This window comes from Streptomyces sp. NBC_00466 (assembly GCF_041433995.1).
Classification (GTDB): Bacteria; Actinomycetota; Actinomycetes; order Streptomycetales; family Streptomycetaceae; genus Streptomyces.
Genome location: NZ_CP107896.1, coordinates 4,865,308 through 4,878,108, shown reverse-complemented (window position 1 = coordinate 4,878,108; position 12,801 = coordinate 4,865,308). Strand labels below are relative to the sequence as shown.

Below are 12,801 nucleotides of genomic sequence, written 5' to 3'. Positions count from 1 at the left end.
GTCCCCTAGGGCTGCACCACCTACCAGGAGGAATAAGTGCGATACCTCTTCGGACTCTCCCCTGCTGACGTCACCGTCGAGCAGGTCGGCGAGGACATGAAGCTCCGCCCCGGCTCAGAGGGGACCGTCTGGGACGCACGGTCGGGCGGTACCCGGCTCACTGACCTTACGGATCTGACGTCCGTTCCGGCCACCACGGTGACGTCGGACTCCAACTCCGTGATCGGGTTCTACGGCCCGGACGGCATCAGCTCTCTCTACGTCGACTTCGGATACGACGAGCGGTACCTGATGAGCGCCCGTGACCTGGATGCGGTCTCCTCGGTGAATGGCTACAGCGGCACCGTGGTTCTGGCGGCAGCAGACCTTAGCGCTGTCCCCGCAGCGGAGAAGGCGGCGGCCTCCGGTGTGGCCACTCTGGGTTCGGACGCCAAGGTGCCGGTGGAGCAGATCCCTGACATGTCAGCGACCTACGTTGCTATGACGCAGAAGAACGCAGCGAGCGGTGTGGCTGGCCTGGACGCCTCCAGCAAGCTCACCGGCTCCCAGCAGCTCTACAGCGCCACCGGCACCATCTTGTCCGTCGGGTCGGCCAACGCGGCCGGGTCGGCCAACAGCGCCGCGAGAGGAGATCACGTCCATGCGGGCGTCACCTCGGTCAACGGCAGCCAGGGGGCAGTGTCGGTCACCCCCGCCAGCATCAGCGCAGTGGCCACCACCGTCGTGGGAGCGGCCTCCGGAGTCGCCTCTCTCGACTCGGGCACCAAGGTGCCGGTGGCGCAGATCCCGGACCTCTCGGCCACTTACACGAGCGTGGCCAACTACGGCAACGTCTGGGCTCCGAACGACCACGGTCTGATCGCGTGGACCCTCGATCCCGCGTGTTCGAGCAGTAACGGTACCCAGCTCTCCGCTGGGTACATCTATCTGATGCAGGTCATCCTGCGGTCTGCCGACACGATCTCGAATCTGACAGCAGTGATCGGTATCGGTGGGGCCACCTTGACCTCCGGCCAGTGTCTGGCAGGGCTTTACAGCTCCACCGGTACACGTCGGGCCCTGACCGCAAACATGTCCACCACCTGGAATAGCGCGGGCGACAAGTCGATGTCCCTGACCTCGTCGTACAACGCACCGGCGGGCAAGTACTACGTGGCTCTGCTCTTCAACGGCACCACGAGCCCCTATTTCGCGTGCGGCTCGACCTTCGGATCGAACTTCACTCCGGGGAACGACAACCTGTCAGCTGGCAGCTACCGGTTCGGCCGGAGCCCGGCGGCGGGCAATACCTCGCTGCCGACCAGCATCACGCTCTCCGGGTACACCCCGGACGCCAACAACATCTATGCCGGTGTGGCTTAGAAGTCATCTCAATTGGCGATCAAGCCGCCCGTGCAATCGGAGACCAGACGCAGGCCCGTTGACTTGACCGTGATGTGAGACTTGCAGCATGGACATGGGGCGTGAGTCGCGGTGGGAAAAGGACGCAATGACGGTGGAGATCGTTTTCGCCCTGGTGACTGCCGCCGTGCTGGCTGGGGTGATCTTTGCCGTCGCCTGGGCTCTCGTCCTGGTCCTTGACCTCTCTGGCTCGGCAGAGAGAGGCGTGTTGGTAGGGGGTGCACTGCTCGGAGCGGTGGCCGGAGTGTGGCGTCTGGTACGGGTGCTGCTTCGGTTCGACGAGCAGCGTCGAATGGGCCACTGACTACGGCCCTTCCCCTTGCGGTCGGTAGCCTCCCGGCGTGGGGATCGTTGAGCGGCTGGTGCCGGACGAGTTGTGGGAGTTGTTCCAGCGGGTGGTGCCGGAGGCGCCGTCGCGGCCGCAGGGGGGCGGTCGGCGTCGGTACGGCGACCGGGAGGTGCTGGCGGCGATAGTCTTCGTGGCCACGTCGGGTTGTACCTGGCTGCAGCTGCCTTCGGCGTCGTTCGGCCCGTCCGGAGCGACCGCCCACCGGCGGTTCTCGGAGTGGTCGAAGGCCAGGGTGTGGGCCAAGCTCCACCGCCTAGTCCTCGACGAACTCGGTGCCCGCGGCGAGCTGGACTGGTCGCGATGCGCGATCGACTCGGTGAACATGCGGGCCCTGAAAAGGGGGACCTGACAGGTCCGAATCCTGTCGACCGGGGCAAGTACGGCTCGAAGATCCACCTGATCACGGAACGGTCGGGTCTGCCCATATCCGTCGGCATTTCCGGGGCCAACGTGCACGACAGCCAGGCCCTGATCCCGCTCGTGAAGGGCATACCGCCGATCCGCTCGCGCCGCGGACGACGACGGCGCAAGCCCGGCAAACTCCACGCCGACAAAGGCTACGACTACGGCCACCTGCGGCGCTGGTTACGCGAGCGCGGCATCACCCACCGCATCGCCCGCAAGGGAGTCGAGTCCTCGCAACGGCTGGGCCGCCATCGCTGGACCGTGGAACGCACCATGGCCTGGCTCGCCGGCTGCCGACGCCTCCACCGCCGCTACGAACGCAAAGCCGACCACTTCCTCGCCTTCACCAGCATCGCCTGCACCCTCATCTGCTACCGCAGACTCACCAAATGAGATGACTTCTTAGACCCCAGGGCACGGGCACGACCAAAGGGTTCGCAGCCGCATGGCGAATCGGCCGGCTCACCCAGCCCCGTCATCGAGCAAACCGCTGGCTCCTGTAGTACAGGTGCCGCTACCGTCCGTGCATGGACGAATCGCTCTCGTACGAGGGCCTGCTTCGCGGCGCCCGCAAGTTCGCGTCGTCGGCGCTGGAGGCGCACGGCTTGGAAGACGAGGAGGTCTTCCTCCTCCACGCTGGGGTGAGCATCGAGCGGTTGGCCAAAGCCGCCCTGGTGAAGAAGAGCCCGTTCCTCCTGATGGAGATGAAGGGCAAGGACGACACCCTCTTTCACCTCACCGGCGTTCGCCAGACGGCCAAGCTCAGGACGATCGGGGCGGGGCAGGCCATCAGTCGCCTCAGGAGCATGGCCGTCCTTCCGCAGCCTGATCCGGACCTGGATGAGTTGATCGAGCTACGGAACGGCGTGGCGCATCTGATGGCATCGGTCGATGACGAGTTCGACGGCCTCACCGTCTTCTGCCGAGTGACCAACCAGCTGCTAGATCACCTGGATGCCAGGCGGAGTCCTTACTGGGGTACTTGGTCCAAGCTCGTCGACATCACACTCAACGATCTGCAAGAGCGGGTAGAGCGGGACGTTGCACGGCGTATGGAGCAGGCCCATCGGCTGCTTCACAAGCGCTTCAAGGGCCTACCGAGAGAAGCGCTGAACAGCTACATCGACCAGCGATCACAGCTGAAATTCGGGATGCAGGTTTCCTCCTACAAGGTTTTCGTCCCTTGGCCCTGTCCTGCCTGTGGCAACCAGGCCCTCATCACGGCTGGACCACCGGTTCTCGTTAGGGTAGGGGAACCTGGACACTCCATCCCCGAGAGCTTCATTTGCCTTGTATGCCGATTCACGTTGACGGCGCACGAGATGCAAGCAGCCGGGATACCGCACAGCATTCCGCTGGTGAACGAAGCGGGGGAGCGGTTGATGAGCGACGTCGAGGAGTTCCTCTGGCACCTCCACCCAGAAGAAGAGGAAGAAGTCCCTGACTGAGGACTGATCCAGTCGATCACCACCCATCGAGGCCCCGGCTCCCCAGCCGGGGCTTTCGCATGTTCAGACCCGCGCCGGATCCTCCTGCGCCCACCCACGCAAGGAGGTCGTGTGGACCTGCACAGAGTCTTCGCCATGGCCCAGGAGGCAGATTCAGGTCCTGACATCGGCAGCCTGCTCGGCAAGTTCGTCCAGTACGGAGTCGTCGGCCTGATCGTCGTCTTGCTGATCCTGGGCGTCATTGCGCCGAAGTACGTACTGGACGCCCTATCCCGCGAGAGGGACAACTGGCGCGACGCATTCGAGAAGGAGCGAGAGGCCCACCAGGTCACGCTTCAGCAACTCGCGGCTGCCCAGGCCAGTGCTGACGTCGCCAACGAACAGGGCCGGGCGATGGTCAAGCTCCTCGAAGAGTTCGGTCACCGGCCCCAGAGCATTTCGGGGAGCGCCTGAGATGTGGCTCTTCACCCGACGCAGCACGGTGTCTCCGGAGTCGGAGACCGCGAAGAGGGACGCCGAGAACTCCCTCATGGAAGCGCAGGCCCGGACCCCCGACTCCGAGGCCCAGTTCAAAGAGAGCCGCCGGGTAACTGAGCAGCTCAAGGCCCACAACCGGGCCAACGCTTACTCCGACTTCATCGAGGGCATCGTCCTCGGCCGCCTCAGTGACGGCCGATCGTAGGGAGGGACTCATGCTCTACTCGCTCGCCCTGTTCGTCCTCCTGGGCACCGGCCTGGCCGCATCGGTCGGGTTCCTGATCCTGCACCGTCCCCGGCGGTTCTTCCGGGTCACCGAGATCAACGCCTCATGGTGGGTCATCATCGTGGGCCTCTGGTACGCACGTTCTCTCGCGCTCCTCGGAATCCGCGGTGGCCACCCCAGCCAGACCTGGTGGGACATGGTGATCTCGATCGGTCTCCTGACGGCGATCGACGCCCTCCTCCTTGTCCGCCTGATCTCGTACGCCGCGTACCGGCGGGAGCACCCCTAGCGGAAGCTCCCCTCGGTCTCATGAGACCCGTTCTCCCGCCCCCTCCCGCCCAGCCGCGAGGGGGCTTCTTCATGCCGCCAGACCCCCGAGGAGACACTCCATGACCGATCTCTGGATGCCCGGAGCTGAGCACCTGTCGGTTGGCAACACCGCCCCCACTGACGGTGGACCCGCCAAGGCGATCGCCCACATCACCTGGGACAAGAACGCCACGAAGACCAAGCCCCAGGACCTCGTCCCGTACGCCAGCCTCCGGACCTACTTCGGCTCGAACGCCTCCGGCCGGGCCGTCGCTCCGCATCTCCTGTGGGACCCGTTCACCGGCAAGGTCGTCCAGTTCTTCCCGGCGAACTCCCGCTCCCTGTCCCTGGTGGACAGCGCCGGAGGGACCCGGACCAACCGGGCCGGCTCAGTCGTCATCCAGATCGAGGCGCTCTTCTTCCCCTGGTGCCGAGTGGGCGGCAAGGTGTACGAGTCCCTGGAGGACACGCCCTGCAAGGGCTGGGACGAGATGCACGCGTGGGTGGCCTCCTGGGGCGTCCCGGACGCCTGGCCCATGGGCAAGCCCACCTCGTTCACCGGCAACCGCTCCGAGTCCACCTGGGAGAAGAAGGGCGGCTGGTACGCCCATGCCCACGTCCCAGAGAATGAGCACACGGACCCTGGCACCTGGCCCTCCTTCCCCGTCAAGAAGCCCTCAGGTCCCCCGGCGAAGCAGTACGAGCTCTTCCCGGGATCCTCCTGGTTCTCTGTGGGCCGTAAGAGCCCGATCGTGAGCCGGATGCATGACCGCTTGGTGGCCGTCGGCTGCAACCGGTACACGTCCTCTGCGGGCAAGGACACCATCGGCTCCGGCGACATCGCCTCTTACGAGGCCTTCCAGCGCAAGCTGGGCTACACCGGCTCCGCTGCCAAGTGGCCTCCGGGCCCCTCCTCCTGGTCAGCCCTGAAGGTCCCCAAGGGCTGACATCACGAACACCATTGCGCCCCTTCCTGGTTGATGCCAGGAAGGGGCGCACTGTTGCGTTTCGGGGTTGGCCTGCGGCTCCGCAGAGCCTGGGCAAGAATCGCTGTGTGGATGCAGGAGTAGCAGCCGTCCTGGGTGCGGCAATCGGTGGCGGACTGACCGGGTTTACGGCCCTCGGTACAGGCATGTTCGGTCTCCGAACGGCACGCCTTCAGCTCGGTTCCCAGGAGTCAGAGGCCGCTCGTCAGCGCCGATTTGAGAGCCTGACCGAGAGGAGGGGGCCGCGCTCCCAGGCGTACGCAGAGTTCGTAGCGGCTGGCCAGGAGCTGGTAGACGCGCTCCACGTTGGGCGGGACGAGTTTTTGACGCAATATGAGGACCTTCAGAGCAACATCCGCAAGTGGCGCTCCACCGTGGCCATAGCAGGACCGGACGTCGTCGCTCTGTCAGCAGGCATTTTCGCCGACGAGGTCAGGAATCTCCGAAACGAACTCGCACACGGCCGCCTCGAAGGGCACCCCGCCAACCAAGGGCGTCTACTCGAAGCACGGCTGGACGCCTTCGCCAAAGCAGCACGCAGGGCGCTGGAAGACGAAGGCCATCCCCCGGCTTGACCTACGTCAACGGCAGCTCCACGAGCATGACGGCGTAGACGGGGGAGTCGGGGAACGGCTGGTCCTCCCCGACCCTCCGGTAGCCCCAGGACTCGTACAGGGCCTCCACCTTCGGGTGTGTCACGTCCACGAGCAGCGACGCCAAGTCTTCGTCCCTGGCGTCCATCAGCGCTCGGTGCAGCCGCTCAGCCACGCCCGTCTTCCGCCACCGCTCGCGCACCATCAGCTCCGAGAAGTGAAACGTGCGCACCTTCTCCGGCGCCGGATCCAGGTGCTCCCGCCACCACTCGCGGCCCTCTGCGCCGGGGGCGCCATAGGTGAAGCCCACCACCTCCGAGCCGTCGTACGCGATCACGCAGGAGAAGCCGGGGTTTCCGCCCCAGTGGTCCACGAACCAGGGGAACTTCTTCCGGAAATCGTCGTCCGCCATCCGGTCGGCGTGGACGTCCGCATGGACGTCTATCAGCGTCTGCCGGATCTCCGACAGGTCGTCGTGGCCGTAGTGGCGCAGCTCCAAAGTGGAGTTCATCGGGCCTGGCTCCATTCTGATCGGTAGCGATCCTCCCACTCAAGCGCAGTACCGGAGTCCGGCGCTAGCGTGATCAAATCTCGGTGGAAATCCCCGAGGAACGAACGCATCCGGCCGGGCAACGGACTCCCCTCCATCAGCGCGAACACGTGCGCCGCCGTGGAGCACGCCTGGTCGATGTCCCGCTGGTGGAGCTGTGTGAGGGCAAGCTGAAGGGTGGCCAGGGCCCGGTTCCGCCGGAACTGCTGCGGGATGGCCGCCAGGGCCCGGTGTGAGGCCGCCTCAGCGCCCACAGCATCCCCGATGTCATCCCGGACGATGGCGGTGATGGCCAGTAGTTCCGCCGGGCCGTAGAACGCGACCCACGACGGCCGGGACTCATCCGTGGCCGACTTCACCATCGCCTCTTCCGCGTGGCCCAGTGACCGCAGGGCGCCCCGACGGTCCCCGACCATGGAATGCCCGACAGCTGTCCGCGCGTGCGCCAGGGAAGCGAACAGCGGATCGCGACGCGTGACGGCAGTCGCCTGCGCGGCCTGGCCAGCGTCCACGGCTTGCGAGTACTCCCCGCGATGGACCGCAAGCATGGCGTGCGAGTTCCACACCCGCAGCTCCGCCACCGGGTCTTTGCCCATACCTGCCAAGTACAGGGCCCGGTTCAGGTGAGAATGCGCGCGGTCGCTCTGGCGGGCATCCACAGCCGACCACGCCGCCGACGCGGTGTAGTTCGCGGCCACGCTGAAGAGACGCTGCCGGAGGCGCTGAGAGGCGGCCCGCTTCTGGAGGTCCAGCGCTTCAGCAGCACCGGCGAGTGCGGCCCGCTCCAGGGCCTCATGCCCGCCTCTGGAGGCGTCCAGGGCTGTCAGCGCGTCCAGCCCACTGCGGAGCCGGATCACATCAGAGGAGCCGACCTGGGGCAGTGCCCCTACGAAGGGGGTCACCACGGCGCTGGTCGTGGCAGTGAGGAAGTACCTGCGCCTCACGGATGACTCCGGTTCACTAACGGGACTTGGACATCGGGCCGGCCGACTGAACCCCAGTTCCTCGGCCTCACAGCCGAATACTGCCTGCAACGCCTCGCGCTGGCGGGGGTGGGGCCATCTGGTTTTTCCGGTCAGCCAGTTGCGGATCGTCCGGTCGCTGACCGTGCCCTCGTGCCCATCGCAGATGAGGCGAGCGTTCACCGCGTCGGCCAACTCGGCCTGGGTCAAACCGCTCTCCTGCATGGCGCTGCTGAGTCGCTCATTGGCCTGCACACACTCACGGTAGCCACTCACACCTCAATCAGTGAGGAGAGAGCGTCAGAAATTTCCGGTCGAGCCGTATGCACGCTGGGCGGATTTTTCCTCCTGCGAGCGAGCGGAAAGTCGTTGACTGAATCGAGGCCGTCGCTACCTGAGGGCCACCCCAGGTAGATCACACACCCACCGAGGTCCTGATGACTGTGACCGCTACGCCGCGCCCTACGGGGCACCCCGGATACTCCCAGACGCTCCCTCGCGAGCCGGAGAGCGCGGCCACCGCCCGCAGACTCGTACGTACCGCCATGGCCGCTTGGGGGTTGGAGCAGGACATGATTGAGCCGGGGACACTGATCATCTCGGAGCTGGTCTCCAATGCGGTGGTGCATTCTCGCCTTGCATCGATCCGCGTCATGGTCTCCCAGCCCACCCCCTCTCTCGTCCGACTTGGAGTCGTCGACCGCTCGAAGGTCCTCCCGATGCTGCGGACGGACTCCGACGGCGACCAGATCCACGGCCGTGGTCTTGTCCTGGTGGACGGCTTCTCGCACCGGTGGGGCACCGACCTGTACCGCTGGGGCAAGCAGGTCTGGGCAGAGCTGGAGGTCACCTCGTGAAGGACGGGATGCCCTGGGTGGGTGATCAGGTCCGCGACGAGGACGCCCGCCGCGAGGGCATCGTCACTGACGTCCAGTGGGGCACGGTCTACATCCTCCGCGCTGTGAACGGCCCTGATCAGTGGCAGAACCGTAATGGTGGCCAGTTGACGGTCACCGTGCCCTTGAGGGACCGGGCCGAGTTCTAGGAGCGCCACAGACTCCCTCGTCGGGTGAGCCATAAGGGCAAGGCTCCCCCAGCCCGGCGAGGTGAGGAGGGGCCCCGGTCGTTGAAGACCGGGGCCCCTTACTATTCGGATCCGCAAGGTCTGGAAGGAGCACTCCTCATGCAGAGCAGCACGTTCCCGTGGATGAACGACCTGAATGATCTTGAAGCGTACGAATTCCTCGAAGGTCTCATCGAGCTGGCCCAGACGGCAGGAAGCCCTACCGGCTTCCTCCGTGCTCTGGACGAGCATGTGTCCACGTGGTCCGTCACAGCGGAAGCCACCTCTGTCACGCGTGAAGCGGCGGGATAGGTCAATTGGGCCCGCAGGAAGCTCCGGTCCGCGAGAGGCTCCTTGGGCTTCTTCAAGCCGGGTCGGTCGGCTCGCCCTCCCACTCGAAGTAACCCGGCGCGAAGGGGTCCGGCCCCGGGAGCTCGCCCTTCGGATAGGTGATCGGGTCCGGATCCCAGTGGCGGTACTCCCACCTCGCGTGCGTGGTGATCTGCCGGATGCTGTCCTTGGGCATGTAGCCCCGCGCCGCCTCGACGGCACCTCTGACCACTTCGCTGTACGTGACCTCAAGACGTGGGTACCGGGTCACCGTTTCATTGACCTCGATCTCCAGCGTGATCGTCAGGATCTTCTTGGTCGCCATTTCGCCCCCTCATCGCTAGCCCACCAGTCTGTAGCCTGTTGACCTCGTCGTCCCGAGATCGCTCCAAACTCTCAAGTAGGCAGGTACGAGTGAAGCCGTGGTGGGCCACCTTGAGCACGTCCACCGGCGGGAGCGCCGGGTAGGCCCGCAACAGTGCCTGCTGGGCGGGCGGTTCGAGATCGCCCGGCAGCAGCAGGGTCAGGCCCGCGGTGCGCACCAGCAGGGTGACACTGGCGTCGTTCGGCCCGTCGGCGACGGGCACCGGCGCTGCGGGTGGCCACAACACCTGCCAGCTCAGCTGTCCGATACGGCGCTGCTCCCCCGGTCCCGCCCGGACGAGAGGGATCCGCGCCGCCGCTGCCTCCCGCCGTACGGACGCGCTCTGGTCCGGTGGGTCCTGGAGATTGGTCGTCTCGATCGCGCCGACGGTCCGGCCGCGCAGCACGCCGGGCAGACCGGCAACGTGATCGGCATGGAAGTGAGTGAGGAGGAGCAACGGGATGCGGGTCACGCCGAGGGCCCGGAGGCAACGGTCGACGAGGCGGGGGTCAGGGCCCGTGTCGATCACGACGGCCGTCCCCGCGCCGGTCGCGAGCACCGTCGCGTCGCCCTGTCCCACGTCGCACATCGCGTACTTCCACCCGGGCGGCGGCCAGCCCGTGACGACCCGGGTGAGCGGAGCGGGCCGGACGACCAGGAGCAGCAGCAGGAGGACACAGGCCGCGCCGGCCCAGGGGTGGCGGTGCACTCTGCGGGCGGCCGTTACGAGGACGACGGTGACCGCGGCGAGCAACAGCGCGCCGGGCCATCCGCCGGGCCAGTCGATCTCCGCGCCGGGCAGTGCGGCGCCCCGTCGGGCGACGGCCGCGATCCAGCCGGCCGGCCACCCGGCACAGTGGGCCAGCACGGTGGCGGCCGCGCCCCACAGTGGAGCCACGCCGAGGGCGGCGAAGCCGAGAACCGTCGCGGGTCCCACCGCGAGCTCGGCGAGCAGATTGCAGGGGATGGCCACCAGCCCGACACGGGACGCCAGCAGGACGATCACGGGCGCGCACACCGCCTGTGCGGCGGCTGCGGCAGCGACGACCTCGGCGAGCCTCGGCGGCACCCCGCGCCGCCGTAGTGCGGCACTCCAGCGCGGGCCGACCGTGAGCAGGGCACCGGTGGCGAGGACGGAGAGCAGAAAGCCGTAACTGCGGGCCAGCCAGGGGTCGTACAGCACCAGCAGCAGGACCGCGGCGGCCAGCGCGGGGACCAGCGATCTGCGGCGGCCGGTGCCGATCGCGAGCAGGGTGACCAGCCCGCAGGCGGCAGCCCGCAGCACGCTCGGGTCCGGTCTGCACACGATCACGAAGGCCAGTGTGAGAGCCCCGCCCAGCACGGCCGTCGTCCGCAGCGGGATCCCGAGCCGCGGCGCGAGTCCGCCCCTCTCCGCCCGCAGCGCGGTGCCCGGCGGCCCGATCAGCAGAGCCAGGACCAGGGTGAGGTTGCTGCCGGACACCGCAAGCAGATGGGTGAGATCGGTGGTCCTGAAGGCGTCGGAGAGGTCGGGCGGGACCCGGGAGGTGTCACCCACCACCAGCCCGGGGAGCAGCGCCCGTGCGTCCGGGGCCAGCCCTTCGCTCGCTTCGCGCAGTCCGGCGCGCAGGTGTCCCGCCAGACGCTGCACTCCGGTCGGCGCACCGATGACCTGAGGTGGCCGGCTGCCTTCCGCGCTGAGCACCGCCGCGATGCGGTGGTCGCCGGAGAGCGGCGGTTGCGGACGGGCGCTCAGCCGCAGCCGTGTGGTCGGCAGCAGCCGTTGCCACTCCGCCGAGTGCGCGATCACCAGGACGGGCGTGCGAACGGTGGACGTCGTACCGTCCGGGGCCCGCACGCGGGTCACATCGGCGTCGAGGACGACGGATGCGCGGGTCGCGTGATCGCCACGGATCCGGGGGCGCGTCGGGCGGGGATCGGATGTGACGGTCAACTCCACCGTGACCCGGGCCGACTGACGTGCCAACTCGGGTACGGGCCCGCGCCGGACGTCCGCCGCGTTCAGCCCGCCGGACGCGGCCCCGGCTGCGGCGCACAGCAGGGCGGCGGCCACCGCTGTCGCATTCAGCCACCGTCCGGGCCGGCCGGGTCCCCCTCCGGCGACACCACACGGGCGCCCCGATGCACGGGCCGATGCCACTGCCATCACCACCGCCGCCGTGCCGAGACAGACCGCGGTGGCGCAGAAGGCCCACCACCCCGGTACCGCGACGGACAGGGCCGCCGCAGCCCAGGCCGCCAGGGCGGGCGCCACCAGCCGCAGGTCGGCGGGGCCCTCCTGGCGGGGATCGGCCGCGCCGAGCCGATGGCCGGATGCCGCATGAACTGCCGCGCGTGTCATGGCCGTACGAGGGGCTGGAGGTCGGAGAACCGCCGGTCGCCGATACCGGTGACCTGCCGGAGCTCGTCGACGGATGTGAACCCGCCGTGCTCCGTGCGGTAGTCGATGATGTGCTGCGCCAGTACCGGGCCGACACCGGGCAGTGTGTCCAGCTGCTCCACGGTGGCGCTGCTGAGGCTGACCGGCCCCGTGGCGGACGCGGCGGGGGCACCGGGTCCGCCCGTACCGCCGCCGGCGCCTCCCGCTGCGGTGCCCTCCGGTACGGACGGGCCGCCGACCACCACCTGTTCGCCGTCCGTGAGCACCCGTGCCTGGTTGAGCCCGGAGGTGTCGGTGCCGTCCTTCACCCCTCCCGCCGCCCGCAACGCGTCGGTCACCCGCGATCCGGCGGGCAGCCGCTGGATTCCCGGCCGCCGGACCTTGCCGCTCACATCGACGACGATCCGCGCGGCGGCCGCCCCCGGGCGCGCGGGACCCGCCCCCGGCGGAAGCGGCCCCGCGGACAGCGGTGGTCCCGGGGACGGGTGAGGCCCGGACGGTGGCTGCTCCCCGCCGGTGGGCCGTGGTCCGGCGGCGGGCAGACCCGCGCTGACCACGGCGGGCGCCGGAACGGAACGCGGGCGCCCGGCCCAGAAGTGCTGGGCGGCGAGAACCGCCGCCGCGACGAGCACGACCGCGAGAGCGGCGAGCGTCCGGGGCGTCAGCCCGCAGCGCGCCTGTACCCAGAGCGGCAGCCGCTCCCGCAGTGCCTCCCCCGCGCGGGCCACCACCGCGCCCGTACGGCCGGGATCCGGGCCACCGCTGGGCGCACCACCAAGCGGCGCATCACCGCCCGGCGCACCACCACTCGGCGCGCCACCACTCAGCACACCACCACTCGGCGCGCCACCAAGCGGCCGCCCGCCCTCCCCCACCCGTTCCGGCGCAACTGGCCTGCCCGCCCGGGCAGTCACCTCCACTTGGGCTACCGAAACAGCCGACCGCGCCGGGAAGAGCG

General features: G+C 68.2%; 17 protein-coding genes. 12 read left to right on the top strand and 5 right to left on the bottom strand.

The window, feature by feature from the left end; translation table 11 throughout:
- The first annotated feature begins 36 nt into the window (after positions 1-36).
- The 9 genes from OG210_RS21830 to OG210_RS21790 all read left to right on the top strand — a co-directional run bounded on the left by OG210_RS21830 (position 37) and on the right by OG210_RS21790 (position 6,176).
- On the top strand, positions 37-1,362 hold the full coding sequence (locus tag OG210_RS21830) for a hypothetical protein (RefSeq protein ID WP_371538363.1): 1,326 nt from the start codon (positions 37-39) through the stop codon (positions 1,360-1,362).
- A gap of 88 nt (positions 1,363-1,450) precedes the next feature.
- The gene (locus OG210_RS21825) at positions 1,451-1,705 is read left to right on the top strand and encodes a DUF6332 family protein (RefSeq protein ID WP_371538361.1); all 255 of its coding nucleotides are present in this window, start codon (positions 1,451-1,453) and stop codon (positions 1,703-1,705) included.
- A 43-nt stretch (positions 1,706-1,748) separates the two neighbouring features.
- A protein-coding gene (locus tag OG210_RS21820) for an IS5 family transposase (protein ID WP_371540426.1) occupies positions 1,749-2,548 on the top strand; the annotation gives its coding sequence in 2 pieces (ribosomal slippage) (positions 1,749-2,097 and positions 2,097-2,548; 801 coding nt in all).
- 134 nt (positions 2,549-2,682) lie between these two features.
- On the top strand, positions 2,683-3,603 hold the full coding sequence (locus tag OG210_RS21815) for a hypothetical protein (protein WP_371538359.1): 921 nt from the start codon (positions 2,683-2,685) through the stop codon (positions 3,601-3,603).
- A 111-nt stretch (positions 3,604-3,714) separates the two neighbouring features.
- Positions 3,715-4,056 carry a hypothetical protein gene (locus OG210_RS21810; protein WP_371538357.1) on the top strand — a complete coding sequence of 114 codons (342 nt, stop codon included), beginning with the start codon at positions 3,715-3,717 and terminating at the stop codon, positions 4,054-4,056.
- A gap of 1 nt (position 4,057) precedes the next feature.
- Positions 4,058-4,285: a hypothetical protein gene (locus OG210_RS21805; protein ID WP_371538355.1), complete on the top strand. Its 228-nt coding sequence runs from the start codon at positions 4,058-4,060 to the stop codon at positions 4,283-4,285.
- A gap of 10 nt (positions 4,286-4,295) precedes the next feature.
- Entirely contained in the window at positions 4,296-4,595 is a 300-nt protein-coding gene (locus OG210_RS21800) for a hypothetical protein (protein ID WP_371538353.1), read from the top strand.
- A 100-nt stretch (positions 4,596-4,695) separates the two neighbouring features.
- Complete coding sequence (locus tag OG210_RS21795; RefSeq protein WP_371538351.1) at positions 4,696-5,562, top strand: peptidoglycan-binding protein; 867 nt, start codon at positions 4,696-4,698, stop codon at positions 5,560-5,562.
- Positions 5,563-5,669: 107 nt separating this feature from the next.
- A complete protein-coding gene (locus OG210_RS21790; RefSeq protein WP_371538349.1) occupies positions 5,670-6,176 on the top strand; it encodes a hypothetical protein in 507 nt (168 codons plus the stop codon).
- Between the two features lies 1 nt (position 6,177).
- On the opposite strand, the gene OG210_RS21785 is transcribed toward OG210_RS21790, so the two are convergent.
- Together OG210_RS21785 and OG210_RS21780 are read right to left on the bottom strand one after the other, a co-directional pair.
- A complete protein-coding gene (locus OG210_RS21785; RefSeq protein WP_371538347.1) occupies positions 6,178-6,705 on the bottom strand; it encodes an N-acetyltransferase family protein in 528 nt (175 codons plus the stop codon).
- Positions 6,702-7,961 (bottom strand): helix-turn-helix transcriptional regulator, encoded by a 1,260-nt coding sequence (locus OG210_RS21780; protein WP_371538345.1) that lies wholly within the window; start codon positions 7,959-7,961, stop codon positions 6,702-6,704. Before OG210_RS21780 ends, OG210_RS21785 begins: the two co-directional genes overlap by 4 nt.
- Positions 7,962-8,143: 182 nt before the next feature.
- Between OG210_RS21780 and OG210_RS21775 the strand changes: the two genes are divergently transcribed.
- The 3 genes from OG210_RS21775 to OG210_RS21765 all read left to right on the top strand — a co-directional run bounded on the left by OG210_RS21775 (position 8,144) and on the right by OG210_RS21765 (position 9,081).
- Complete coding sequence (locus tag OG210_RS21775) at positions 8,144-8,563, top strand: ATP-binding protein (protein WP_371538343.1); 420 nt, start codon at positions 8,144-8,146, stop codon at positions 8,561-8,563.
- Positions 8,560-8,751 (top strand): hypothetical protein, encoded by a 192-nt coding sequence (locus OG210_RS21770; protein WP_371538341.1) that lies wholly within the window; start codon positions 8,560-8,562, stop codon positions 8,749-8,751. Before OG210_RS21775 ends, OG210_RS21770 begins: the two co-directional genes overlap by 4 nt.
- Positions 8,752-8,889: 138 nt before the next feature.
- On the top strand, positions 8,890-9,081 hold the full coding sequence (locus OG210_RS21765) for a hypothetical protein (protein WP_371538339.1): 192 nt from the start codon (positions 8,890-8,892) through the stop codon (positions 9,079-9,081).
- A 52-nt stretch (positions 9,082-9,133) separates the two neighbouring features.
- Here the strand turns inward: OG210_RS21765 and OG210_RS21760 are convergent, their stop codons facing one another.
- The 3 genes from OG210_RS21760 to OG210_RS21750 are packed head-to-tail and all read right to left on the bottom strand — an operon-like array spanning position 9,134 to position 12,571.
- Entirely contained in the window at positions 9,134-9,424 is a 291-nt protein-coding gene (locus OG210_RS21760) for a hypothetical protein (RefSeq protein ID WP_371538337.1), read from the bottom strand.
- Positions 9,375-11,804, bottom strand: coding sequence for a ComEC/Rec2 family competence protein (locus OG210_RS21755; protein ID WP_371538335.1), 2,430 nt, complete (start codon positions 11,802-11,804; stop codon positions 9,375-9,377). Before OG210_RS21755 ends, OG210_RS21760 begins: the two co-directional genes overlap by 50 nt.
- Complete coding sequence (locus OG210_RS21750; RefSeq protein ID WP_371538333.1) at positions 11,801-12,571, bottom strand: helix-hairpin-helix domain-containing protein; 771 nt, start codon at positions 12,569-12,571, stop codon at positions 11,801-11,803. The genes OG210_RS21755 and OG210_RS21750 overlap by 4 nt, the downstream gene beginning before the upstream one ends.
- Positions 12,572-12,801 lie beyond the last annotated feature (230 nt).